The sequence below is a fragment of the Collinsella aerofaciens genome (assembly GCF_005844325.1).
Classification (GTDB): domain Bacteria; phylum Actinomycetota; class Coriobacteriia; order Coriobacteriales; family Coriobacteriaceae; genus Collinsella; species Collinsella aerofaciens_G.
The window spans coordinates 1-24,252 of sequence record NZ_SPFY01000017.1 but is presented as its reverse complement, the minus strand read 5'-3'; the positions used below and the strand labels follow the sequence as shown (position 1 = coordinate 24,252).

Here is a 24,252-nt window from a genome sequence, read left to right as displayed (position 1 = left end):
CGCAACCTCCTATCGAACCGAAGAATCGCCCGAGGCCGAAGAGGTATCGGGCTCGTCATAAATCACGCCGAGCACGTCGCGCACGACATGCATCGCGGTATCTGAGCCACCGCCGCCCTGCTCCAGGACGGTAGCGATGACATACTTGGGATCATCGGCCGGTGCATAGGCGCAGAACCACGCGTATTCGTCCTCGCCACTTTTCTCGCCCGTGCCCGACTTGCCGTATACCTGCGGCGTCAGGGTGCCAAAGTGCGCCGCCAGGGACGTCGATGCCGTGTAAATCACGTCGTGCATGCCGTTGCGAACAAGAGCCAAATCCGAATCGCTGTTGATCTTGGCCTCCAGGCGCTTCTTCTTGCCCTTGCCATTGTACTTATAGGCATCGCCGTCGCCATCGCGCGACACGGCAGACAAAAATACGTGAGGCACGTACTGTTTGCCGCCGTTGGCAAGACCCATATAGGCGCACGCCATCTGCAGGGGCGTCACCAGGATGTCGCCCTGGCCGATAGCAATGTTGGTCATATCGCCGGCATTCCACTTGCGGTCCTCGGCAGAGGCGTCGGTGAAGTATGACTCTTTCCACTCGGCATCGGGAATACGACCCGCGCCCTCACTCGGCAGATCGATACCGCAGGTCTTGCCTAGGCCCCAGCGACGAAAGACCTCCTGCAGGCCCTCGGGATGTTGCTCGTCATAAAAGAACGCCTTACCCATGTCGTAGAAGACGGGGTCGCACGAGTTGGCGATACCCGACTGCAGCGTCATGGTGCCGTGGCCAGACGTCAGCCAGCAGCGCTTGCCCCAAGCCTTGCCCAGACCCGTCCAATAACCCGTGCAGTTGGTTGTCTGCGTTGAAGTGTAGGTTCCAAACTCAAGACCGGCCAGTGCCGAGAGCGGCTTGATGGTCGAGGCCGACATGTACTGTCCGCTAATGGCGCGGTTGAGCAGCGGGTGCGAACCCTTGTCATCATTGAGCTCGGTCCACACGTCATTTGAGACGCCGCCGATAAAGACGGACGGATCGAACTTGGGCTGGCTCGCCATGCCCAGGATCTCGCCATTGTTGGGATCGAGACACACCACAGCGCCGTTGCCGGCATTGCTGTAGCCAGTGGTCTTGGCAAGCTCGATAGCGCTCGCCAGCGCCGTCTCACAGGCCTGTTGGATCTTAAGGTCGAGCGTGAGCTTAATGTCGGAGCCGGCCTTCGCGGGCACGGCGCCGGCCTGACCGGTCACATTGCCCGAGGCATCGACCTTGACGGTCTGCTCGCCACGAATACCCTGCAGCAGGTTTTCGTAGTAGCTCTCAACGCCCGCCTGGCCCACGATATCGCCCGACTGGTACGTAATCTTGCCAGCAGAAGCATCATCATCGCCAGAGGTTTTCTTATTCTGGGCCTCGAGCTGCTCGGAGGTAATGGTGCCGGTATAGCCCAAGATATGGCATGCCGTCTCGCCGTATGGATACTGGCGCTCGGTACGCTCGGCAATCTTGACGCCCGGGAACTCGCCGGCGTGTTCCTTGATATAGGCAACCGTGGAGCGACGGACGTCCGTCGCGATGGTATGCAGGCTCTGAGCGCCCTCTGTATTGTCCTGAATATTGCGAAGGACCGCCACATAAGGCATTCCAAGCACGTTGGCAAGATGGCGAACCAGAACCTCATCCTCGGCAAGGTCGCGGTAGGCCACGACAGCAAGTGAGGGACGGTTCTGGACAAGCGCCACGCCATTGCGGTCGAGGATGCGGCCGCGCACAGCGGGTGTGGTAACGGTGCGAGTCTGATTACTATTGGCCTGCTTCTCGTAATAGTCCGATGAGACCATCTGCATGCCCCACAGCTTGACGGCAAGTGCCGCAAACATCGCGCCCACACCCGTGGTGAGGATGGAAAAGCGGCCCTTAAAGGCGGTCGCCGCGGTATTGCCCTCGCCCTCGGTGGCGCGCGGGGCCGTTCCATGCTGTGTATCGTAGGTAAAACGGGAATCGCCACGACGCATGATGACCAGCGCGACCACGATGGCCACAACCAGCACGATACCGGCGATAATAACCGTCATCTGGGAAGACATCTACGGGCCTCCCCTATTTGAGCTTGCGGGTCTTGGGCTTAAAGCGCATACCCGTCTGGCGTCCGCCACGTGCGGAGAATCCATAGCCGGACTGCGGCACGACGCCGGACATCAAAAACGGAATGGCAACCAGACCCGTCAGGATCGAGGACGGCAGCGCATGGCCGAAGATCGCCACGACAAAGCTCGTCTCCAAACCCATAAACAGCAAGATGATGCTGTAGATCACATTAATGACGAGCGCAAAGGCGCCCACGGTGACGCCGCGCGCACTCGGGGTACCGCCCGTCTGACCGACGGCGCTGTGCACCAGGGCAAAAGAACCCACGGTCAGCAGGAGCGACATAACGCCCACCGGCACGGCAGCGGACAGGTCATAAAACAAGCCGCTGCAAAAACCGCACACGACGGCACGGGTCGGGTCGCCCGAGAACACGCTTAGGCACACCAGGATAATCATGAAGTTGACGCGACCTCCCGCAATGGAGATCTGCGGTGCCAGGCCTGCCTGCAGCAGCACACACACAATGGCGGCGATTACAAACGTGCGGGAGCTCATCCCCTGCTCGTGTAGATCCATGGACATGCCCCCTATTCGCTCGAGCCAGAATCGGTCGTCTCGGACGTGTCGGAACTGTCATCCGAGCTCTCGTCCTTCGTCTTGGTCACAGCATCGCGCGACGTTCCCTGCGGCGTGCTGTTGGCCGTGCTCACGTCCTCATCCGAGGCCGACTGTTCGTCGGTCAGCGAGGTGATGACCAGCACTTCCTCGTTGTTCTCGGCCGTGGTCTGAGCGCGCACCACAATGGTGTAGTACACGTCGTTTGCCGATTTCTCAACCGACGAGACGGTGCCAAGCGGAAGGCCCTTGGGGAACACGCCACCGATGCCAGAGGTCACGATGATATCGCCAACCTTAACATCGGAGTCGACGCTCACGTACTCAAGACGCAGCGTGCCGTCAGCCTGACCCTGCAGCATACCCTGGGCGCGCGTGTCCTGCACCATGGCGGACACGCCCGAGTTCTCGTCGCCAATCAGGCGCACGGTAGAGGTCTTGGCCGATACCTCGATAATCTGGCCGATAACACCGGCAGAACTCGTCACGGGCATGTTGATGGTAAGGCCGTCGGCAGAGCCCTTGTCGATGGTAACGGTCGAGGTCCAGGCATCGCCGGAGGCACCAACGATACGAGCTGCGGTCGATTTGAGATTGTAGGTCGATTGCAGCCCGACCAGGCCCTCCAGGCGCTCGGCAGTCTTTTGAGCCTCAGAAAGCTCGGCGACCTTAGAGGTCAGCTCCTCATTTTGCTTCTTGAGCTCGTCGAGCGTGTCCTGCGACGCCGTTAGGTTAGAGAACACGTTGCCAATCGCATTGAAGGGAGCCGCCACAGCCGAGCCCACAAAGCGCACCGGAGAGGTAATCGTCGTTACGCCCGAACGCACGGCATGAATCGGCCCTGCCTCGCCCTCGCGGATGTAAAACGTGAGCAGCAACACCGAAATCAGGCTGAAAACAATCAACGGGCGCATACCCGTTGATTGTCGCTTGGTATTCAGATTTGTGGAGAAACCCGAAGATCGTGCCAAATGGAATCCACCTTTTGGAAATTAAGCATTGGTCTGGACGAAGCCGCCATCAAACGCATTGGCCTCGAGCACGCGGGCACAGCCGTTAACGACGTTATCGAGCGCCGTGGGGCTGACGTTGACCGAAACACCGGTCTCATCGCGCAGGCGCACGTCGAGACCGCGCAGCAGCGCGCCGCCACCAGTCAGCAAAATGCCGTAGTACATAAGGTCCGAGGCAAGATCGGGCGGCGTGGCATCGAGGGCGTCCTTGACGGCCTTGGCCATCTCGTCGAGCGGCTTGTTGAGCGCGCGACGAATCTCCTCGCTCTCGATGCGCACGGTCTTGGGCAGACCGGTGATCACGTCGCGGCCGTTGACCTCGACGTCGAGCTCGTCCTTGAGCGGCACGGCGGAACCGACCTTGATCTTGATGTCCTCTGCCGTACGCTCGCCGATGGCAAGGTTGTAGGCATCGCGAACGTGCGTGAGGATGGCCTGATCGAACTCGTCGCCGGCAATACGGATGGACTGCGAGACGACGATGCCGCCCATAGCGATAACGGCAACCTCGGTGGTACCGCCACCGATGTCGATGACCATGGAGCCGGTGGGTTCCTCGACGGGCAGGTCGGCGCCGATAGCGGCGGCCATAGGCTCTTCGATCAGATAGGCCTGGCGAGCGCCGGCTTGGATCGTAGCCTCAAAGACGGCACGCTTCTCGACAGACGTGACACCGGAGGGAACGCAGACGACAACGCGCGGACGCGGGGTCCACGGATAGCGCTTCTCAGACGCCTTGTCGATAAAGTAGCGGAGCATGGCCTCGGTAACATCGAAGTCGGCGATGACGCCGTCCTTCAGGGGACGAACGGCCACGATGTTGCCGGGCGTACGGCCGAGCATGCGCTTTGCCTCGATACCGACCGCGAGGATGCGCTCGTCGTTCTTGTCGATGGCGACAACAGAGGGCTCGCGAATGACGATGCCCTTGCCACGCACGGAGACAAGCGTATTTGCGGTGCCGAGGTCGATGGCAAGATCGCCCGCATAGCTACCGAAGAACATATCCATCAAAGAAAACAACGCAACTCCTGATGTGTTGGATGATTGCTGGAAAACTACTAGCTCATCATACTAGCGCAAGCCCGGCACCTCACTTGCGGTGAAGCGCCGGGCAAAGCTAAATCCCATAAGGTCACTACTGGTTGTCAGCAGCCGAGAAATCCATATCGAGCGAGGAAACGGCCCAGCCGATATGGTTGTCGGAGCGCACGAATTTGACGGTGTACTCCTGCTCGCCGCCCTTGGACAGCGAAGCCTTAACCTTGGTGGTCGTCTCGGTCATGGACTGATCCATACCCTCGACGGACACGGTGGCACCCTGCGGAATCGAGGAGATGATCATCGACTTGGCGTCCTCGGACAGGCTCGAGGCCAGGCAAGACTCGGCCTTTGCGGTGTCACCGTCGCCGGCAGCCTGGAACAGATCGGTAACGACAGACTCCTGAGACGGGAAGCCAAAGCCGCGCGTGTAGGCAAAGCCCAGACCGCCCGCGGCGATCAAAATGAGCAGAAGCAGCACGATGAAGACTTTGAGGCCCGTGTGGCGATGGCGACGACGGACCTTGGCCTGCTTACGATCCTGACGGTCCTGCTGGACCATCTCGGACTCGGACAGCGTAAAGAAGCCGGTGTCCGAGGGATCGGGCATAAACTGGCCGGTCGCGCCCGTAGGATCGAGCGGATCAACGGCAGGAGCGTCCATCGCGGGCGCCGGAGCCGTGGCCATAGCCGTCTGGGCAGACAGCGCGGCAAGCGAATCGTGCACGCGGGCAAGCTCATCGGCCTGCTCGGAGGTGAGCTGGTAGATGCCATCGGCAGTAGCGGCGTTAAAGGCGTCGAGTGCGTCGGAGGGGCGGCCGGCGGCAGAAAGCGCCTGACCCATGCCGGCGTTGAGCGCACGCGTGTCGTCGCGGGGACCGGCAAAGTCGATAGCCGTGCGGTAGGTCTCCACGGCATCCGCCGGACGGCCAAGCTTAATGAAGCAACGACCGAGCTCGCCGAGTGCGGCGGCAGGAGCCGGATTGGCGCCGTCGATGGCGGCCTGACGAAAGGCAGTACCCGCGTTGGCATAGTCGCCCGACTGGAACAGCGCATTGCCCAGGCCCAGATAGGCCTTGAACGGCGTGGCATAGGAAGCATCCTGCGTAGCAGCAGAGAACGCCTGGGCGGCCGTCGTGTAGTCGCCCACGGCGGCGAGTGCCTTGCCGCGGTTGGTGAGCAGCGCGCCGCGCTTGCCGTAGGTGCCGTCATTGAGGGCAGCGGTGTAGGCCTCGGCGGCCTCGGCATACATGCCCAGGTGCATCAAGGCGTTACCACGAAGGTGATCGGCCTCGCCCATAATCTCATCGGGAGTTTTTGCCGCCCCAAGCATCTGGGCTGCAGCGGAAAAATCACCCGCGCGGTAAGCGGCGCGGCCCTGTTGGATCAGCTGGCTATTCAAGGAAGTCCCCTTTACTCGTGAACGATCTCGACATGGACGATCTCGTCGCCGGCACGCAGCTGCGAAATCACATCGAGACCCTCGACCGTGGTACCAAAGACGGTGTAACCGGAATCGAGGTTATGCTGGGCGCCCAGGCAGAAGTAGAACTGCGAACCCGCGGAATCGGGGTCCATGGAGCGTGCCATGGCAAGGGCACCATCGACATGGCTGTTGCGCGGATTGGTGGCAAACTCGCCCTTGATGCAGTAGCCGGGGCCACCGGTACCGGGCATGCCGTCGGGGCCCTCAAGACCAGCGGCGACGTCGGCGCCGGACATATCGCGGGTATTGGGGTCGCCGCCCTGGATGACAAAACCGGGCACATAGCGATGGAACTTAAGGCCATCATAGAAGCCCATCGTGGAAAGCTCGCAGAAGTTCGCGACATGAATGGGAGCGCCCTCGCCGTCAAACTTGACCTTGATGGTACCCTTCGACGTCTCGATAACGGCGCACTCGTCGCCGGCAAGCTGATACTCGGGCGTGTAGAGCTCTTTCTTAAAACCAAACATGTGGTTCCTTCCTCGTGCGTTTAAAGCATATTTGTACGAATTGTAGCAATAAGCATGCGCTTACATCAATTGCGCACGTAGGTTATGCCGACTATGGCGAACTAATTTTGGGAACGCTGCTGCGGCTTCCAGGAGCCCACATTGGCGTCGTACTGGTTCAGCGCGCTGTTGCCGCCCTGTGCGATGGGCGCCAGGATCTCGCTTTGGTGGGAACTCATCGACTCGCCATCGGGAATGGCCAGCGAGATATCCCAGCTCTGGCAGATCACGTCGACACGCTCGTACATCCACTCGGCAAGCTGCTTTAAGTGGGCGATGTCGTCCGCATAGACCGTATCGTCCTGATACTTAAGGTTGTTAAGCTCATCTTGCGTCTTTTTGATCTGGTCGCGCAGGGCGTAGGCACTCTGCGACAGCTCCTGGCGGGTGGACAGCGGCGTTCGGAGATAGCCGTTGTTAAAGGAATCGATGACCTCGCCGATCTGGTCCTCATCACCGTAGGACACGATGGTCTGATACAGACCGTCGAGTCTGGTATAGAGCTGATCATCGGTGAGCACGGTTTCTTCCTGGACCACCTCGGCAGAATCGTCCTGCTTGGTATCGTCCTCAGTCGCCTCGCCCTTTTGGCGCGTGGGGAAGGTCGTCTGCGCAGCCTGGCCAAACTGGTCGTAGAAGGCAGGCATGACACCCATGGGATCGGCCGTCACGAACCAATAGGCACCGCCGCAAACGACGGCAAGGACCGCGATGACGATGAGCGGCTTGGGGATATGACGCTTGTGCTTGTGATAGGCGTCCTCGTCGGGATGCACCTTGCGCTTGGGTTTTTGAGCATCGTCATGCAGGGAAACGGGCGTGGGAATATCGACCTTGGGGATACCGAAATCCTTATCGAAAGCCGGCAGCACGCAGGTCTCGTTAGGATCGGCGGCGTCCGAAAGAACCGCGGCAGCCGAGGCGGGCGCATGAGGCACCTCGGTATCGATCTGCTCTTGCGTTAGGCGCGGAAAGCCCGCCGTGCGGCCCGCTGCCAGGTCGGATGCGGCCGCGTCCTCGGAGAGGATACCCGGAGCAGGGCGTCCGCATTTTGGGCACGTGCGATCATGCGGAGAAAGACGGGCACCGCAGCCCTCACAGAACACGAACTCGGTGTGCTCGGGACCATCGCCCGGACCCACATAGGCGTTGCAGTAGGGGCAGAACGAGGCGCCGTCCTCGATAGTCTTAAGGCAATGCGGGCAGATCACGGCATCCTCTTTTCGAAGCAATTCAAACAATCGAGGTTAGAGCATAACATCGCCACGGCCCCACAGGAACAAGGCACCAATTCAACATCGCCAGGGCGCGTAGCTACTTCTTCTTTTTGCTTGGCATCGAGACTTTGATGCCTTGGGCGGACTTGGTCACACGAGAGCGCTTAGCTCCGGTACTCTTCTTTTTCTTGGGCTGGGCCTGGGCCACGCCCTCGAGTGCGCGGGCCTCGGCCTCGCGAGCGGTGCGATCTTCGCGGCGCTGCGCCATGTCGGCGGCGACGCGCTTGGCAAAACGTTCGGCCGTCGAGCCCGTCGAGCTCACCTTGCCGCCACCGCGACCCAGGCGGACGCGCACACCGCGGCCAAAACCAGTTGCGGCATGACGACGACGCGGCTTGAGCGAATCCATCATCGTGGCGAGCTTAAAGAACACCGAGCAGGTAAAGACCACGATAACAGCCAAGATAACCATCTGGCCCATCGACAGGTTGGCAATAGACAGCAGCTCCGGGAATCCGATAACGCCCACCAGGATGCCGGCGACTACAAACACAAAGAGCACCACACGTAAGGGCGTGAGAGGCTGCGAGATGCGCCAGATTAGGCTGACGCTCGCCGCGCACGACGTAAGCAGGCACATCGTAGACAGCGCGAGCTGGCTAAAGCCAAACACGCGCGCCACAAAGATATCGAGCGCCGCAGCCAAAATGACCGCAATCGACGCCGGCAGTGCACGCTTGAGTACGTTGCTCAAAAACGCACCCTTCACACGAGCATTGTTGGGCTCCAGGCCCAACACAAAGCCCGGCGCGCCGATGCAGAAGAAGTTAATGAGCGTCATCTGGATGGGCTCGAAGGGGTACGGCGGCAGCGCGATACACAGCGCCGCCAGGCCCATCGAGAACAGCGTCTTGGTCAGGAACAGTGAGGCCGAACGCTGCAGGTTGTTGATGGAGCGACGGCCCTCGGCCACCACGGCGGGCATCGAGGCAAAGTCGTTGTCGACGAGTACGATCTCGGCCACGTTACGCGCGGCATCGGAGCCGGCCGCCATGGCCACGGAGCAGTCGGCCTCCTTGAGCGCCAGCACGTCGTTGACGCCGTCGCCCGTCATGGCCACGGTGTGCTCGCGGCGCTTGAGCGCCTGCACGAGCTCGCGCTTCTGCTGCGGGGTCACACGACCAAAGACATGGTAGCGGTCCACTGCGGCATCAAGCTTGGCCGGTGTATCGAGCGTCGTGGCGTCCACATAAGCGTCCGCCCCCGGCACGCCCACCACGCGCGCGATCGACGACACCGTACGCGGGTCGTCGCCACTGATCACGTTGAGGGTCACGCCCTGCTCGTTAAAGTAGCCGATGGTCTCGGCCGCCGAGGTACGAATCTCGTCGCGGATGGTCACAAAGCCCACGGGCTCGGCCTCGCCCACCATATCCCCATCGGGCGTAAAGCCGTCCACGCGCGCCACCACGAGCACGCGGCAGGTATCGGCAAGCTCGGCGACACGGTTCTCGACCTGCGAAAACACACGATCAGAGAGCACAAACTGCGCGGCACCCATCACATAGGAGCCCTGCGCAAAAGAAGCGCCACTCCATTTTTTAGACGACGAGAACGGAATGACCGACAGCGGCTCAGACACCTCGACCGGGCGATCGGCGTAATAGTTGAGCAGCGCCTGGCAGGTCTCGTTGGCATCGGCCGAAGTCGCACGCGCGACGTTAGCCAGCGCAAAATCGAGCACTGTGGTATCGACGGGAACAGCCGCCTCCTCCGAGTCCACGCCAAAGCCAACACCCTCAACAGGCAGCGGGTAGGTGCCCTCGACCTCCATACGACCCGACGTGATGGTGCCCGTCTTGTCCAGGCACAGCACGTCGACGCGCGCGAGCGTCTCGATGCAGTAGAGCTGCTGCGCCAGCACCTTGCGGCGGGCCAGGCGCACCGTGGCGATGGCGAGCACCGACGAGGTCAGCAGCACCAGGCCCTGCGGGATCATGCCCAGCAGGGCGCCCACCGTGGACAGCAGCGCCGACGAAGGCACATGACCAGCCAACAGCTCGGAGAAGCACCACGAAAGCGCGCTATCGCCCGGGGTTCCCGCGGCATCCCACAGCCCACTTACACTCGAGGCGAACAGAGCCAGGCCAAGCGGAATCATGATGATGCTCGCAAAGCGCACGATGGCGTTAAGCGCGTTCATGATCTCGGAATTGACCTTTTTGACGTACTTGGCCTCGTTATTAATTTTGGCCACGTAGTTGTCGGCGCCGACATGGATCACGCGGGCGCGCAGCAGGCCCGAGTCGATAAAGCTGCCGCTCATGAGCTCGGAACCGGGCTGTTTCTTAATAAGGTCGCTCTCGCCCGTCAGCAGGCTCTCGTTCACGAGCGCCTCGCCCGAAACCACCACGGCGTCAGCGGGAATCTGGTCGCCGCGCCCCAGGCGGATGATGTCGTCGAGCACGATCTGGTCCAGGTCGAGCTCCACCTCGGCGCCATCGCGCACCGCGATGGCCTTCTTGGAGGTCAGCAGCGTGAGCTTATCGACCATCTTCTTGGAACGCATGGACTGAATGACGCCAATAGCGGTGTTCAAGAACACCACGAACAGGAACGTCAGATTCTTAAACGAACCGGTCAAAATGACCAGGAAAGCCAAGATCACGTTGATCAAATTGAACAGCGTGCAGAGGTTCTCGATGATGAGCTCTTTGACCGACTTGGTCTTGAGTTCCATGTTGCGGTTGTTTTTACCGGCGGCGATACGCTCCTCGACCTCGGCGGTTGAGAGTCCGCGCTCGATATCCGTTGCTGCCATACCACGTCCCATCACGTCGCGTCGGTATAAGAAAACCGCCCGGACCATGCGAGGTTCGGACGGTCTTACGTTCGATGGTGCCCCATGTTGGATTCGAACCAACGGCCTTCTGCTCCGGAGGCAGACGCTCTAATCCCCTGAGCTAATAGGGCCAACGGTTGACATTATACCCAAGTGCACCACGGGCTATCAAAATAAAAGAAAAAGCTTTGCAATTCCGAGGAAGACGAGCCGCAACGGCCCACTTTAGAAGGCAAAAGCGAGTCAGATAGTATAAACTCTCATGCACCATATATACACGGCTCGCGATGCGGGCCGTTTTTGCAAAAGTTATCCATCGAGGTGAGAGGCACACCATGATTGCAATTTTAAAGCAGAGCGCCAGCGACGAGGCCGTAAGCCATATCGTCAGCTGGATTGAGAAAAAGGGTCTGAAGACCGATGTCTCGCGCGGCGAGAACGAGACGATCATCGGCCTGGTGGGCGATACGACCAAGATCGACCCGTTCCTGCTCGAGTCCATGGATGTCGTCGAGCGCGTGCAGCGCGTCTCCGAGCCGTTCAAGCGCGCCAACCGTAAATTCCACCCCGAGGACTCCGTCATCGACTGCGGCCACGGCGTCAAGATCGGCGGCGACCAGTTCCAGGTCATCGCCGGCCCGTGCTCCGTCGAGGGCGAGAACCTCATCCGCATCGCCCGCCGCGTGAAGGCCGCCGGTGCCACGATGCTGCGCGGCGGTGCCTACAAGCCCCGCACCTCCCCCTACGCCTACCAGGGCATGGGCCCCGCCGGCCTCGACCTGCTGTGCGAGGCGTCTGCCGAGCTCGACATGCCGATCGTCACCGAGATCATGGATCCACGCGACGTGCAGGTCTTCTTGGACAAGAAGATTGACGTCATGCAGATCGGCGCCCGCAACGCCCAGAACTTCCCCCTGCTCAAGGAGGTCGGCAAGACCCAGACCCCGATTCTGCTCAAGCGCGGTATGTCCGGCACGATCGACGAGCTGCTTATGGCAGCCGAGTACATCATGAGCGAGGGCAACGACAACGTTATCCTGTGCGAGCGCGGCATCCGCACCTTCGAGACCCGCACCCGCAATACCTTCGACCTCAACGCCGTGCCGGTGCTGCACCACCTGTCGCACCTGCCCGTCGTCGCCGACCCCAGCCACGCCACCGGCTACACCCGCTACGTTGAGCCCATGGCGCTCGCCGCGACCGCCTGCGGTGCCAACGGCCTGGAGATCGAGGTCCACGACGAGCCGAGCCGAGCCTGGTCCGACGGCGCCCAGGCCCTCACCCCCGATCAGTTCGACGACACCATGCGCCGCATCCGAGCCATCCGCGAGGTCGTCTGCCAAGAGACCATGGAGTAGCTCATGGGTACGGTGAGAAACGCGCGTGTTAACCAGGGCGGCCCCAAGTGCGCCGGTATCGTCGGCCTGGGCCTCATCGGCGGTAGCTTTGCCCGCGGCTATGCACAGACGGGCGTTCGCGTGCTGGCCTGGGACCCCGATGACGATGTCATGACGGCCGCCAGCATGGGCACTGTCGCCGGAGAGCTCAACGACAAGACACTCGGCGAATGCGACATCATCGTCCTTGCCTGCTATCCCGAGGCATGCATCGAGTGGCTCGAGGCGCACGCCCAGGCGCTCGCCGACGCCACCGACACCGACGCCATCATGGGTCCCGTGGTGATCGACACGGTGGGTGTCAAGGGCATCGTGTGCGAGCGCGCCTTTGAGCTTGCCCGCGAGCACGGCTTTTACTTTGTGGGTGCGCACCCCATGGCGGGCACGCAGTACTCGGGCTATGCGCACTCCCGCGCCGACCTGTTCCAGGGCGCCCCCCTGGTGCTCGTGCCGCCCGCGGTGGACGATGCGCTCAAGCTGGAGCTTTTGGGCCAGGTGCGCGAGATGGTGCGCCCCTTGGGCTTTGGCAAGTTCAGCGTGACCAGCGCCGCCGAGCACGACCGCGTCATCGCTTTCACGAGCCAGCTAGCGCACGTGGTGTCAAACGCCTACGTAAAGAGCCCGACCGCCCAGGTCCACCACGGCTTTTCGGCCGGTAGCTACCGCGATCTCACCCGCGTGGCGCACCTCAACCCGCAAATGTGGTCCGAGCTCATGATCGACGACGCCGACGCGCTCGCCTTCGAAATCGACCATCTAATCGACTCGCTCGGCGCCTACAGCCGCGCCCTTAAGGACCGCGACCAGCGCTATCTGGAGAATCTCCTTGCCGAGGGCGACCGCATTAAGCGCGCACTCGACGACGAGGCCTCCCACTAGACCACCTATCACGCCAGGTCGAAAGGACCGAAGCTTATGGCGATTACCATCGATATCGACACCGCACGCCCCTACCAGGTGCATGTAGGCACGTTTTTGCTGGAGCAGGCGGGACCGCTCGTGCGCGCCACTGCAGGCGGCACCAAGGCCGTCATCGTGACGGACACCAACGTGGGCCCGCTCTACCAGATGCCCGTTAAGCAAAGTCTGGAGGCGTCTGGCTACGAGGTGAGCATCTGCACCTTCGAGGCCGGTGAGGCCCATAAGCGCGCCGAAACCTATGTTGCCATTTTGGAGTTTGTGGCCGAGCACGAGCTTTCGCGCTCCGACGTGATCGTGGCACTCGGTGGCGGCGTCGTGGGCGACGTGGCGGGCTTTGTGGCCGCCACCTACATGCGCGGCTGCAAGTTTGTGCAGATCCCGACGAGCCTGCTCGCCATGGTGGATTCGTCGGTGGGCGGCAAGACCGCCATCGACCTTGCTGCCGGCAAGAACCTGGCCGGCGTCTTTTGGCAGCCGAATGTGGTTATCGCCGACGTGGGGTGCCTGGCCACCCTCACGCCCGAGCAGTTCGCCGACGGCTGCGGCGAGGTCGTCAAGCACGCCGTGATCGCCGACCCGGAGCTTTTCGCCGAGCTGGAAAAGACCCCGCTCACGCTGGAGCTGCTCAACCGCGATGTGGCCCGCGTAGCACTCATCATCGCCCGCAACATCGACATCAAGCGCGCCGTGGTCGTCGCCGACGAGCACGAAACCAACCAGCGCAAGCTGCTCAACTTTGGACACAGCGCCGGACACGCCGTCGAGGCCTGCGAGCACTTTGAGCTCGGACACGGCAACTGCGTGTCGATCGGCATGGGCATCATCACGCGCGCCGCGGCCCTGCACGGCATTTGCGATGCTGCACTGCCCGGTCGTATTGAGGAGCTCTGCGCCCGCCATGGCCTCAAGACCCGCTGCGACCTAGATGCCGATGCCGTCTTTGCCGAGGCGCTCCACGACAAGAAGCGCGCGGGCGACACCATCGACCTGGTGATTCCGCACGGCATTGGCCGCTGCAGCATCGACCGCACGCCGCTTTCCACTTTCCACGAACTCATTGCCGAGGGCCTCGGCCAGAAGGGAGACGCATCCGCATGCTAGCCCGCATCACCCCGTCCCCGCTTAAGGGCACCGTTCCCGCCATCGCGTCCAAGTCGATGGCGCACCGTCTCATCATCTGCGCTGCGCTTGCCAACGGCGAGACACACGTCGCCTGTAACACCACCTGCGCCGACATCGAGGCTACGGTGCGTTGCCTTACGGCCCTGGGTGCTCGCATCGAGACCGTCGAGGACGGCTTCCAGGTCCACCCCACCATGAAGAGCATTGAATTTGGCCTGCTCAAGGCCCTAGCCGGCGGCACGCTCGACTGCGGCGAGAGTGGCTCCACGCTGCGCTTTATGTTGCCCGTCGCCTGCGCGCTGGGCGCAGAAGCAACTTTTGTGGGTCAGGGACGCTTAGGCGCCCGCCCGCTGTCCCCGCTCTCGGACGAGATTATCGCCGCCGGCTGCGACCTACAGGGTCTGGGCGGTTTTCCGCTCAAGACGAGCGGCCGCATGCGCCCGGGCACCTTTGTGCTTCCGGGCAACGTGAGCTCGCAGTATATCTCCGGCCTGCTGCTGGCGGCCCCGCTACTGGCCCAGCCCTCCTGTGTGCAAGTGACCGGCCTCATTGAGAGCCGCCCCTACATCAACCTGACGATCCAGGCCATGAAGGCCTTCGGCGTCGAGGTCAACGTCGAACGTATTCCGGCCAAGGACGGCCAGCCCGAGGTCACGAACTTCCGCGTAAACAGCGGATCGTACCGCACGCCCGGCAGCGTAGCCGTCGAGGGAGACTGGTCCAACGCCGCCTTTTGGCTGTGCGCCGGCGCCATCGGCACCGACCCCATCACCGTCGAGGGCGTGTCGCTGAGCTCCGCACAGGGCGACCGCAACGTGCTCGCCGCGCTTTCGCGCTTTGGTGCCCGCATCGTTCGCTCCACCAACGCCGCCACCGTGCAGTCCGACAAGCTCGCCGGCTTTGAGATGAGCGCCCACGACATTCCGGACCTGGTGCCCGTCATCTCGGCCGTGGCATCGCTGGCACAGGGCCGCACCTTTATCCGCGATTGCGCCCGTCTGCGTATCAAGGAATCCGACCGCCTGGTCACCACCACCCGCGAGCTCACCGCGCTGGGCGCGCAGGTGCGCATTGCCGGCGATGACCTCATCATCAAGGGTGTCGATGCCTTCACCGGCGGCGAGGTCGATTCGCACAACGACCACCGCATCGCCATGATGGCCGCCATCGCCGCGAGCCGCGCCACCGGCGAGGTCGTGATCCACGGCGCCGAGGCCGTCAACAAATCCTATCCCGATTTCTTCGACCACTACCGCCTACTGGGCGGCAAGGTCACGCTCGAGGAGGAATAGCATGTCCTCGACCTTTGGCAACGTCTTGCACTTAAGCATCTTCGGCCAGTCGCACTCCCCCGCTATCGGCTGCTCGCTCGATGGCATTCCGGCAGGTATCGCCGTGGACCAGGAGCAGCTGCAGGCCTTCCTTGACCGTCGCGCCCCCGGTCGCGACGAGACCGCGACCAAACGTCGCGAGGCCGACGCCGCGCATATCATCGCCGGTGTGGTTGATGGACATACCACCGGCGCACCCCTCGCCGCGATTATCGAGAACACCAACACGCGCTCCAAGGATTACTCCGAGCTGCGCCGCAAGCCCCGTCCGGGACATGCGGACTTCCCTGCGCGCTTGAAGTACCACAACATGCACGACGTCGCGGGCGGTGGGCACTTCTCCGGCCGCCTAACGGCTCCCCTATGCATCGCCGGCGGCATCGCGCTGCAGGCGCTCGAGGCCCGTGGCATCAAGGTCATGGCGCACGTCGCGCAGATCGGCGGCATCTCCGACCTGCCCATGGACGACATGGTCTATCGCGCGGCCGACCGCAAGGCGATCCTTACGAACGATCTGCCCTGCATCGACGCCGCCGCTGCCGGTCGCATGCGCGAGGAAATTCTGGCCGCGCGCGATGAACTCGACAGCATCGGCGGCATCGTGGAGTGCGGCATCTATGGGCTTCCCGCGGGCATTGGTGACCCCATGTTCGACGGCATCGAGAACCGCATCGCGCAGATCGCGTTTGGCATTCCCGCCGTAAAGGGCGTGGAGTTTGGCATGGGCTTTGCCGTGGCCGCCATGCGCGGCAGCGAGAACAACGACCCGTATCGCGTTGATGCCGAGACCGGCGAGATTGCGGTCGAGTCCAACAACGCCGGCGGCATCCTGGGCGGCATCTCCACCGGCGCGCCCGTCATGTGGCGTATGGCCGTAAAGCCGACGCCCTCAATTGGCCGCGAGCAGCAGACCGTAGACATGGACACCATGGAAAACGCCCAACTCTCGGTCCACGGTCGTCACGATCCCTGCATCGTCCCCCGAGCCGTCCCCGTTGCCGAAGCAGCAGCTGCCCTCGCGATTTGGGACGCCCTCCTCGAGGACGCCGCCCAGCTTTAGTCCACCCACCCCAAGGGTAGTTAATTTGGGACGGGGCTATTTTAGCTACCCCCATATACCGGTTCATATTTGCCCTGGCACCCATCGATTCGCCGACAGTCAAAGGGTAGCTAAAATAGCCCCGTCCCAAATTAACTACCCCCGCACAACGATTCACGAAAGGGGTCCCTATGGACCTTGCTGACATCCGCCAGGCCATCGATGGCATCGACACCACGCTCCTCAACAGCTTTGTCGAGCGTATGGACATTGCCACCGAGGTCGCCAAATCAAAGATCGAGATGGGCAAGGCCGTCTTTGACCCCGCCCGCGAGCGCTCAAAACTCAACAACCTCGCCAGCCGCGCGCCCGAGCGCTACGAGGCGCAGACCATCACCCTGTTCCGTCTCCTCATGAGCATGAGCAAAGCCGAGCAGCAGCGCTACATCAACGAGCTCAAGGGCATCACCGTCTCGCAAAAGGCCCACGCCACGGCTGCAGCCTCCGACACGCCCTTCCCTCAAACGGCCACCGTTGCCTGCCAGGGCGTAGAAGGTGCCTATAGCCAGATAGCCGCGTGCAAGCTCTTCGACGTGCCCGACATCGCGTTTTTCGAGACCTTCGAAGGCGTTATGCGCGCTGTGCGCGACGGCTTCTGCGAGTTTGGCGTGTTGCCCATCGAAAACTCAACTGCCGGATCGGTCAACGCCGTCTACGACCTGCTCGCCCAGTTCGATTTCCACATCGTGCGCTCGCTGCGCCTCAAGATCGACCACAATCTGCTCGTCAAGCCCGGCACCAAGCTCGCCGACGTGCGCGAGGTTTACAGCCACGGCCAAGCCATTGCCCAGTGTGCGGGCTTTATCGAGTCCCACGACCTGCACGCCACCAAGTACCCCAACACCGCCATGTCGGCCGAGATGGTCGCCAATTCCGACCGCACCGATGTTGCCGCCATCGCATCGCGCAGCTGCGCGGCACTCTATGGCCTGGAGGTGCTGGAGTCCAACATCCAGGACTCGGACAACAACTACACGCGCTTTGTCGTCATCAGCCGCGAGCCACGCGTCTATCCCGGTGCCAACCGTACCTCGCTCATGATCACCACGGCCAACGAGCCGGGCGCCCTCTATCGCGTGCTCGAGCGCTTCTACGCACTCAACATCAACCTCATCAAGCTCGAGAGCCGCCCCATCCCCGGTCGCGACTTTGAGTTTATGTTCTACTTTGACCTGGACTGTCCCTTTGGCAGCAAGGCCCTCGACGACCTGCTCGATTCGATCGACGACGTATGCGAGAGCTTCACCTACTTTGGCAGCTACACGGAGGTGCTCTAGATGACCGATACCGCCGCAACCCGCCCCTACGGCGTGCTGGGCCGCGTGCTGGGCCACAGCTACACCCCGACCATCTACAAGGAGCTGGCGGGGCTTGAGTACGTGCGTTTTGAGCGCGAGCCCGAGGATCTTGAGGCTTTTATGACGGGCGACGAATGGGAGGGCACCAACGTGACCATCCCCTACAAGCGCGCCGTCATGGAATACCTGGACGAGCTGAGCCCGCTCGCCGAGCGCATGGGCAACGTCAACACCATCACGCGCCTGCCCGACGGCCGCCTGCACGGCGATAATACTGACTACTTCGGTTTCCAGTGCCTGGTCGAGGAGTTGGGCGTTGAGGTTGCCGGCAAGAAGGCCCTCGTGCTCGGTGCCACCGGCGGCGCCGGCACCACGGCAAGTATGGTGCTGGGAGACATGGGCGCCATCGTCGTACCCGTGGGTCGCACGAGCGAGGTCAACTACGACAATATCGCGCAGCAGTCCGACGCCTCCCTACTCGTCAACTGCACGCCCGCCGGCATGTTCCCCCATTGCCCCGACGCGCCTTGCACGCTCGAAGGCCTCGATGCGCTCGAGGGCGTCATCGACATTGTCTACAACCCCGCCCGCACGGGCCTGATGCTCGAGGCCGAGCGCCGCGGCATCCCCTGCATCGGCGGCCTGCTTATGCTTGTTGCCCAGGCGGCACAAGCTGTCGAGCGCTATACCGGCAAAGCCACCCCGCGCGAGAGGATCCTGGACGTAACGGAGCGCCTGTCACGCCGCGAACAGAACATCGCGCTGATCGGCATGCCGGGCTCGGGCAAGACCCGTGTGGGCGAGCAGATCGCCCAGCTCACGGGCCGCGAGCACATCGATCTCGATCGCGCCCTCGAGGAGCGCCTGGGCATGCCCTGCGCCGACTTTATCATCAAGTGCGGCGAGGCGGCCTTCCGCGAGCAGGAGACGGCAGCGCTGGCCGACATCTCCAAGCGCAGCGGCTTGGTGCTCTCCACCGGCGGCGGCGTGGTTACGCGCGACGAGAACTACCCTCTGCTGCACCAAAACAGCCAAATCGTGATGCTCAACCGCAAGCTCGACGAGCTCGCCCACAAGGGCCGCCCCATCACCGCGCGCGACGGCATCGACAAGCTGGCCGAGCAGCGTATGCCGCGCTACCGCGCCTGGGCCGACTACATCATCGACTCACGCGACTGCGCCGCCAACACCGCCCATGCCCTCCTCGACACCCTCCCACCCGCTCTCTAACCAAAACCACCACAAAGGGGGCAGGCACCTTTGTGGTGGTTTTTCAATGGCAAAGGAAGCAACCATGAAAGCACTCGTCATTAACGGCCCCAACCTCAACATGCTCGGCATTCGCGAGCCAGGCATCTACGGCAGCGACAACTACGATCGCTTAGTGCAGATCTGCCAGGAAGCGGGTGCCGCACAGGGCTTCGACGAGGTCGAGGTCTTCCAGTCTAACCACGAGGGCAGCATCGTCGACAAGATCCAGGAGGCTTACGGAAAGGTCGACGGCATCGTCATCAACCCGGCCGCCTACACGCACACAAGCGTGGCCATCCTGGACGCGCTCAAAGCCGTCGCCATCCCGGCTGTGGAGGTCCACATTAGCGCAGTCGAGACCCGCGAAGACTTCCGCCAGGTGAGCTACGCCCGTCTGGCCTGCTTCGCCACCATCACCGGAGAGGGCCTGAAGGGCTACGCCCACGCGTTGGAGCTGCTGAAAGAGCATCTCGAAAAGTAAAATGCCAACCCCAACAAACAGCAGCGGCTTGCTCGCGCTCGGCTCCAGCAACACACAAGATGAAAAAAGCCCAGACCACAAGCGGTCTGGGCTTAATAAACGATGGTGCTCCATGGCGGATTCGAACCGTCGACCTTGGGATTAGAAGTCCCCTGCTCTATCCAACTGAGCTAATGGAGCAAATAACCGCACGCCCAAGCAAGCACAAGCCTGTCAGGCGCAAGTAATTATAACCTAGTTGAACTGCTCGCGGTACGCCTTGCAGACCTCATCGACCGGGCCGTCCATGCGAAGGTCACCCTTCTCAATCCAAACGGCACGCTGGCAGATGCGCTCAACCTGCTCCATAGAGTGCGAAACGAACAGAACCGTCACGTCGCCGCTCTGGATAAAGTGCTGGATGCGGGCCTCACACTTTTGCTGGAAGAACACATCACCGACGGACAGCGTCTCGTCAACGATCAGAATATCGGGCTCGGTAATCGTCGCGATTGCAAAGGCGATACGCGCCACCATGCCCGAAGAGAAGTTCTTAAGCGGCATATCGACAAAGTTCTGAAGCTCAGCGAACTCGATAATGCCGTCAAAGTTGGCGTCGATGAACTCCTTGGTATAGCCGAGCAGGGCGCCGTTCAGATAGATGTTCTCGCGGGCGGTCAGCTCGGGGTCAAAGCCGGCGCCAAGCTCAATCAGCGGCGCGATGTTACCGTGCACCTTAACGCTGCCCTCGCTAGGCTCAAGAACGCCAGCGATAATCTTGAGCATCGTAGACTTGCCGGAGCCATTGGTGCCGACCAGACCCACAACCTCGCCGCGATGAATATCAAACGAGATGTGCTTAAGCGCCCTAAACTCCTCAAAGAACAGCTCGTGCTTGGCAAGCTTAATGAAGTACTCCTTGAGGTTGGTCAGCGACTCGGACGCCATGTTAAAGATCATGGTGACGTCGTCGACCTCGACAGCCAGAGGCTGCTCGCTGTAATCAACAACAGATTCAGTCATCACAGCACTCCTTAGATGTAGAGGATAAATTTGCGCTCGGACTTATGGAACACGGTATAGCCAATAATAAGCGCAAGAACCGCCCAAGCGACGCACATACCAAACGTCATAAGCGAGGGCGTAGTCTGGAACAGGAAGATATCGCGCATAAACTGCAGGTAGTTGAACATGGGGTTCGCATACATCAAGATACGCACGAGATGCGGCATTTGCGCAATATAGTCAGTCGTCCAGAAGATGGGCGTAATGTAAGTCCACGCCGTAATGACGACGCTCCACAGATGCATAACGTCGCGGAAGAAGACCGTAAGGGCAGAGAGCATCATGCCCAGGCCCATGCAGAAGCACATAAGCAGCAGCAGGCAAACCGGCAACAGAATCAGGTGCCAAGAAGGCATAACGCGGAACCACAGCATGACGATGGCGACGGCGACCAGCGAGAAGGCAAAGTTGACCAGCGAGAAGAGCACCTTCTGCACCGGGAAAACCCAGCGGTGCACCTTAACCTTCTTGAGCAGAGGGGCAGCGCCCACGATCGACGTCAGGGCCTGGTTAGTAGACTCAGACATGACGGCAAAGGTGATGTTACCCACGATCAAGTACAGCGGGTACATCTCGGGCGTCATTGAGCCATTGCGGCCCTGGCCAAAAATCGTCGAGAACACGATGGCCATGACGATCATCATCAGCAGCGGGTTGAGCACCGACCATGCGACGCCCAGAACGCTACGGCGATACTTGATCTTAAAATCCTTGGTAACCAGCTGACGAAGGATAAACGCGTCCTTCTCAAATTCGTTCTTAGCAAACGTCGCAGGCAGACTGCGAGTTTCTTGTTGCTTTGTCTGATCCGACACGGATGCAACTCCTTTACTCGTAATCGTTGACAAACGAACAGTATAGACCCGACGGCCATGCAAACGATTCGCGCAACAAAACTGGAGAACTAACCCACATCTTAGGATGCCAGGCCCAAACGGCTATACTTTCTAGGATTGAATGTATAAGGAGCATTAAGTGAATTCTGAATCCATCGCCGTCATCATCCCTTGCTACAACGAAGCGCTCACGATCGGCAAAGTCATCGACGACTTTCACCGCGAGCTTCCGCAGGCGACGGTCTATGTCTATGACAATAACTCGTCAGACGATACTTCACGCATCGCCACCGAGCACGGCGCCACGGTCCGCTTTGAGCCCCGTCAGGGAAAGGGCAACGTGTGCCGCCAGATGTTTCGCGATATCGACGCCGATTGCTACCTGATGGTCGACGGCGACGACACCTACCCCGCCGAGGCGGCCAAAGCCCTCTGCGAGCCCATCCTCAACGGCACGGCCGATATGACCGTAGGCGACCGCCTTTCCAACGGCACCTATGCCGAGGAGAACAAGCGTGCCTTCCACGGCTTTGGCAACAATCTGGTCCGCGCGATGATCAAGTGGATCTATGGCTACAGCTTCGATGATGTCATGACCGGCTACCGTGCCATGAGCCGCCCGTTCGTTAAAACCTTCCCCGTGCTTTCCGAGGGCTTCCAGATCGAAACTGAGCTCTCGATCCACGCCGTCGACCACCGCTGGCGCATCAAAGATGTGCCCATTGAGTACCGCGACCGTCCGGAAGGTTCCGAGTCCAAGCTCAATACCGTGAGCGACGGCATTAAAGTCGTTGCGATGATCGGCACGCTGTTCAAGGACTACCGCCCGCTGAAGTTCTTCAGTCTGGTTGCGCTTTTATTCGCGATTATCGGCCTGGCTTTGGGCATTCCTGTCTTTATCGAGTACTTTCAGACCGGCCTCGTCCCGCGCTTCCCCACCGCCATACTCGCCGCCTCGTTTATGTTCCTGTGCGGTCTGAGCCTTGCGACCGGATTCATCCTGGATTCCGTGGCAAAGGTCGAAAAAAAGCAGTGGGAGGTCAACGTGTACAGCAAATACGCCTATAACGATCAGCCCGGCCGCTCCTCCACCAAGTCAAGCGAGAGGTAGATCCTTCGCAAAATACTATTGGCACCACTGCGCAAATAGCCTCCAACAAGAATAGCCACCGTCAAAAAACGGTGGCTATTTACTCTCGTCAATTCAATAGCGGCGGCTAGAGCGTCTTGAGGTACTCCCCCAGCTCTTCCTCCCAGTCGGGCATGTGGAACCCGACCGACTCGAGCCTGGAAAGGTCGAGCGCGGAGTGGACCGGGCGCGAGGCGACGGGACCGGCGGCGCTCGCGTAGTAGTCGGCGGTGCTGACCGGCACGACCCTCTCGCCGTTGCCGTTGACGGCCTCGAAGACGGCGCGGGCGATATCCGCCCAGCTCCTCACGGCGCCGGAGCCGGTGCAGTCGTAGGTGCCGTAGGGGGCGTGCGTCCCCAGCACGCGGAAGATGGCCTCGGCCATGTCGCGCGTGAAGGTAAGGCGGCCCAGCTGGTCGTCCACGACCGTGACCTGCGTGAGCCCGTCCTCGGGGTCGGCGACGCGGTCGGACAGGCCCTTCATGGTCCTGACGAAGTTGTGCCCCTCGCCGATGACCCAGGAGCTGCGCATGATGTAGTGGCGCGGGCACCCGGCCACGGCGATGTCGCCGGCGGCCTTGGTCTGGCCGTAGACGGACAGCGGGCTGAGGGGCTCGTCCTCGGTATGCACCTCGGCGGTGCCGTCGAAGACGTAGTCGCTGGACACGTGGACGAGGGTGATGCCGTGCTCAGAGCAGGTGCGTGCGAGAAGGGCCGGGCCGGTCGCGTTGGCCTTCCAGGCGGTCACGCGGCCCTCGGGGGTCTCGGCCCTGTCGACCGCCGTGTAGGCGCCGCAGTTGATGACGGTGCCGTAGAGCGACCAGTCGTACTTGGAATAGGCGTCGGGGTCGGACATGTCGAAGGTGTCGATGTCGCAGTAGTCGAAGCTGCCGGCGAGGCCGCGCTCCTCGGCGAGCGCGCGGACCGCACGGCCCAGCTGGCCGTTGCAGCCGGTGACGAGGGTGCGCTTCGGCGCCATGGGGACGACGTCCTTAAGGTACGGGTGGTTGAGGTCGGCCTCGGAGACCGTGGCCTCGTCGAGAGGGATCGGCCACTCGATGGCGAGCTCGGGGTCGGCGAGGTTCACGAAGGTGTAGGTCCTCTTGAGCTCCAGCGACCAGTGGGCGTCCACCAGGTAGGTGTAGGCGGTGCCGTCCTCCAGCGCCTGGAAGGAGTTGCCCACGCCGCGCGGGACGTAGATGGCCTTGGACGGGTCGAGCGTGCAGGTGTAGACCTTGCCGAAGGTCTCGCTGCCCTCGCGCAGGTCCACCCAGGCGCCGAAGACCGAGCCGCGGGCCACGGAGATGAACTTGTCCCAGGGCTCCGCGTGGATGCCGCGGGTGACGCCGCGGCTGTCGTTATAGGAGATGTTGTTCTGGACGACCCTGAGATCGGGGATGCCCAGGGCGGTCATCTTGGCGCGCTGCCAGTTCTCCTTGAACCAGCCGCGCGAGTCGCCGTGGACGGCCAGGTCGACGACCTTGGATTGGCAACACCTATTTGGACGATTCCGGGAGGGACAGCCCCGCCTCCCTGA

General features: G+C 61.6%; 20 protein-coding genes and 2 tRNA genes. 9 read left to right on the top strand and 13 right to left on the bottom strand.

Annotation, left to right across the window (positions count from 1 at the left end):
• Window positions 1-9 precede the first annotated feature (9 nt).
• The 9 genes from mrdA to FGQ61_RS06450 all read right to left on the bottom strand — a co-directional run bounded on the left by mrdA (window position 10) and on the right by FGQ61_RS06450 (window position 10,937).
• The gene (gene mrdA, locus FGQ61_RS06490; RefSeq protein WP_138374980.1) at window positions 10-2,079 is read right to left on the bottom strand and encodes a penicillin-binding protein 2; all 2,070 of its coding nucleotides are present in this window, start codon (window positions 2,077-2,079) and stop codon (window positions 10-12) included.
• Between the two features lie 13 nt (window positions 2,080-2,092).
• Window positions 2,093-2,659: a rod shape-determining protein MreD gene (locus FGQ61_RS06485; RefSeq protein WP_022094761.1), complete on the bottom strand. Its 567-nt coding sequence runs from the start codon at window positions 2,657-2,659 to the stop codon at window positions 2,093-2,095.
• 11 nt (window positions 2,660-2,670) lie between these two features.
• The gene (gene mreC, locus FGQ61_RS06480) at window positions 2,671-3,612 is read right to left on the bottom strand and encodes a rod shape-determining protein MreC (protein ID WP_138374991.1); all 942 of its coding nucleotides are present in this window, start codon (window positions 3,610-3,612) and stop codon (window positions 2,671-2,673) included.
• Window positions 3,613-3,690: 78 nt separating this feature from the next.
• A complete protein-coding gene (mreB, locus tag FGQ61_RS06475) occupies window positions 3,691-4,722 on the bottom strand; it encodes a rod shape-determining protein (RefSeq protein WP_006236061.1) in 1,032 nt (343 codons plus the stop codon).
• Window positions 4,723-4,849: 127 nt separating this feature from the next.
• Window positions 4,850-6,154, bottom strand: a complete 1,305-nt coding sequence (locus FGQ61_RS06470) for a tetratricopeptide repeat protein (protein WP_138374979.1) — start codon at window positions 6,152-6,154, stop codon at window positions 4,850-4,852.
• 11 nt (window positions 6,155-6,165) lie between these two features.
• Window positions 6,166-6,708, bottom strand: coding sequence for a peptidylprolyl isomerase (locus FGQ61_RS06465; RefSeq protein WP_006236059.1), 543 nt, complete (start codon window positions 6,706-6,708; stop codon window positions 6,166-6,168).
• Between the two features lie 101 nt (window positions 6,709-6,809).
• Window positions 6,810-7,958: a zinc ribbon domain-containing protein gene (locus FGQ61_RS06460; RefSeq protein WP_171021532.1), complete on the bottom strand. Its 1,149-nt coding sequence runs from the start codon at window positions 7,956-7,958 to the stop codon at window positions 6,810-6,812.
• Between the two features lie 103 nt (window positions 7,959-8,061).
• Entirely contained in the window at window positions 8,062-10,785 is a 2,724-nt protein-coding gene (locus FGQ61_RS06455; RefSeq protein ID WP_138374977.1) for an HAD-IC family P-type ATPase, read from the bottom strand.
• A gap of 75 nt (window positions 10,786-10,860) precedes the next feature.
• Window positions 10,861-10,937 (bottom strand) — tRNA-Arg (locus tag FGQ61_RS06450).
• A 204-nt stretch (window positions 10,938-11,141) separates the two neighbouring features.
• Here FGQ61_RS06450 and aroF point away from each other — a divergent pair.
• The 8 genes from aroF to aroQ all read left to right on the top strand — a co-directional run bounded on the left by aroF (window position 11,142) and on the right by aroQ (window position 19,706).
• Window positions 11,142-12,164 carry a 3-deoxy-7-phosphoheptulonate synthase gene (aroF, locus tag FGQ61_RS06445; protein WP_022094767.1) on the top strand — a complete coding sequence of 341 codons (1,023 nt, stop codon included), beginning with the start codon at window positions 11,142-11,144 and terminating at the stop codon, window positions 12,162-12,164.
• Between the two features lie 3 nt (window positions 12,165-12,167).
• Window positions 12,168-13,082, top strand: coding sequence for a prephenate dehydrogenase (locus FGQ61_RS06440; protein WP_138374976.1), 915 nt, complete (start codon window positions 12,168-12,170; stop codon window positions 13,080-13,082).
• Window positions 13,083-13,118: 36 nt separating this feature from the next.
• Window positions 13,119-14,225, top strand: a complete 1,107-nt coding sequence (gene aroB, locus FGQ61_RS06435; protein ID WP_138374975.1) for a 3-dehydroquinate synthase — start codon at window positions 13,119-13,121, stop codon at window positions 14,223-14,225.
• The gene (gene aroA, locus FGQ61_RS06430; RefSeq protein ID WP_138374974.1) at window positions 14,219-15,538 is read left to right on the top strand and encodes a 3-phosphoshikimate 1-carboxyvinyltransferase; all 1,320 of its coding nucleotides are present in this window, start codon (window positions 14,219-14,221) and stop codon (window positions 15,536-15,538) included. The genes aroB and aroA overlap by 7 nt, the downstream gene beginning before the upstream one ends.
• 1 nt (window position 15,539) lies before the next feature.
• A complete protein-coding gene (gene aroC, locus FGQ61_RS06425) occupies window positions 15,540-16,637 on the top strand; it encodes a chorismate synthase (RefSeq protein WP_138374973.1) in 1,098 nt (365 codons plus the stop codon).
• Window positions 16,638-16,807: 170 nt separating this feature from the next.
• Window positions 16,808-17,953, top strand: a complete 1,146-nt coding sequence (gene pheA, locus FGQ61_RS06420; protein ID WP_138374972.1) for a prephenate dehydratase — start codon at window positions 16,808-16,810, stop codon at window positions 17,951-17,953.
• Entirely contained in the window at window positions 17,954-19,204 is a 1,251-nt protein-coding gene (locus FGQ61_RS06415) for a shikimate kinase (RefSeq protein WP_138374971.1), read from the top strand.
• A 64-nt stretch (window positions 19,205-19,268) separates the two neighbouring features.
• Window positions 19,269-19,706, top strand: a complete 438-nt coding sequence (gene aroQ / locus FGQ61_RS06410; protein WP_099431841.1) for a type II 3-dehydroquinate dehydratase — start codon at window positions 19,269-19,271, stop codon at window positions 19,704-19,706.
• A gap of 103 nt (window positions 19,707-19,809) precedes the next feature.
• On the opposite strand, the gene FGQ61_RS06405 is transcribed toward aroQ, so the two are convergent.
• From FGQ61_RS06405 to FGQ61_RS06395, 3 genes are all read right to left on the bottom strand, one after another.
• Window positions 19,810-19,886: transfer RNA gene (locus tag FGQ61_RS06405), tRNA-Arg, on the bottom strand.
• Window positions 19,887-19,940: 54 nt separating this feature from the next.
• Entirely contained in the window at window positions 19,941-20,708 is a 768-nt protein-coding gene (locus FGQ61_RS06400; protein ID WP_006236046.1) for an ABC transporter ATP-binding protein, read from the bottom strand.
• Between the two features lie 11 nt (window positions 20,709-20,719).
• Window positions 20,720-21,565, bottom strand: a complete 846-nt coding sequence (locus FGQ61_RS06395; protein ID WP_022094778.1) for an ABC transporter permease — start codon at window positions 21,563-21,565, stop codon at window positions 20,720-20,722.
• Between the two features lie 160 nt (window positions 21,566-21,725).
• Here FGQ61_RS06395 and FGQ61_RS06390 point away from each other — a divergent pair, with 160 nt between their 5' ends.
• Window positions 21,726-22,697, top strand: coding sequence for a glycosyltransferase family 2 protein (locus tag FGQ61_RS06390; RefSeq protein ID WP_138374970.1), 972 nt, complete (start codon window positions 21,726-21,728; stop codon window positions 22,695-22,697).
• A 106-nt stretch (window positions 22,698-22,803) separates the two neighbouring features.
• On the opposite strand, the gene FGQ61_RS06385 is transcribed toward FGQ61_RS06390, so the two are convergent.
• A partial coding sequence (locus FGQ61_RS06385; protein WP_138374969.1) for a sugar nucleotide-binding protein occupies window positions 22,804-24,252 on the bottom strand: 1,449 nt, incomplete at its 5' end.

Coding starts and splice junctions, on each gene's coding strand:
- aroB (WP_138374975.1), top strand. CDS start 13,119: ATGGCGATTACCATCGATATCGACACCGCACGCCCCTACCAGGTGCAT.
- FGQ61_RS06465 (WP_006236059.1), bottom strand. CDS start 6,708: ATGTTTGGTTTTAAGAAAGAGCTCTACACGCCCGAGTATCAGCTTGCC.
- mrdA (WP_138374980.1), bottom strand. CDS start 2,079: ATGTCTTCCCAGATGACGGTTATTATCGCCGGTATCGTGCTGGTTGTG.
- pheA (WP_138374972.1), top strand. CDS start 16,808: ATGGACCTTGCTGACATCCGCCAGGCCATCGATGGCATCGACACCACG.
- aroQ (WP_099431841.1), top strand. CDS start 19,269: ATGAAAGCACTCGTCATTAACGGCCCCAACCTCAACATGCTCGGCATT.
- FGQ61_RS06400 (WP_006236046.1), bottom strand. CDS start 20,708: ATGACTGAATCTGTTGTTGATTACAGCGAGCAGCCTCTGGCTGTCGAG.
- FGQ61_RS06440 (WP_138374976.1), top strand. CDS start 12,168: ATGGGTACGGTGAGAAACGCGCGTGTTAACCAGGGCGGCCCCAAGTGC.
- FGQ61_RS06455 (WP_138374977.1), bottom strand. CDS start 10,785: ATGGCAGCAACGGATATCGAGCGCGGACTCTCAACCGCCGAGGTCGAG.
- aroC (WP_138374973.1), top strand. CDS start 15,540: ATGTCCTCGACCTTTGGCAACGTCTTGCACTTAAGCATCTTCGGCCAG.
- mreB (WP_006236061.1), bottom strand. CDS start 4,722: ATGGATATGTTCTTCGGTAGCTATGCGGGCGATCTTGCCATCGACCTC.
- FGQ61_RS06485 (WP_022094761.1), bottom strand. CDS start 2,659: ATGGATCTACACGAGCAGGGGATGAGCTCCCGCACGTTTGTAATCGCC.
- aroA (WP_138374974.1), top strand. CDS start 14,219: ATGCTAGCCCGCATCACCCCGTCCCCGCTTAAGGGCACCGTTCCCGCC.
- FGQ61_RS06415 (WP_138374971.1), top strand. CDS start 17,954: ATGACCGATACCGCCGCAACCCGCCCCTACGGCGTGCTGGGCCGCGTG.
- aroF (WP_022094767.1), top strand. CDS start 11,142: ATGATTGCAATTTTAAAGCAGAGCGCCAGCGACGAGGCCGTAAGCCAT.
- mreC (WP_138374991.1), bottom strand. CDS start 3,612: ATGCGCCCGTTGATTGTTTTCAGCCTGATTTCGGTGTTGCTGCTCACG.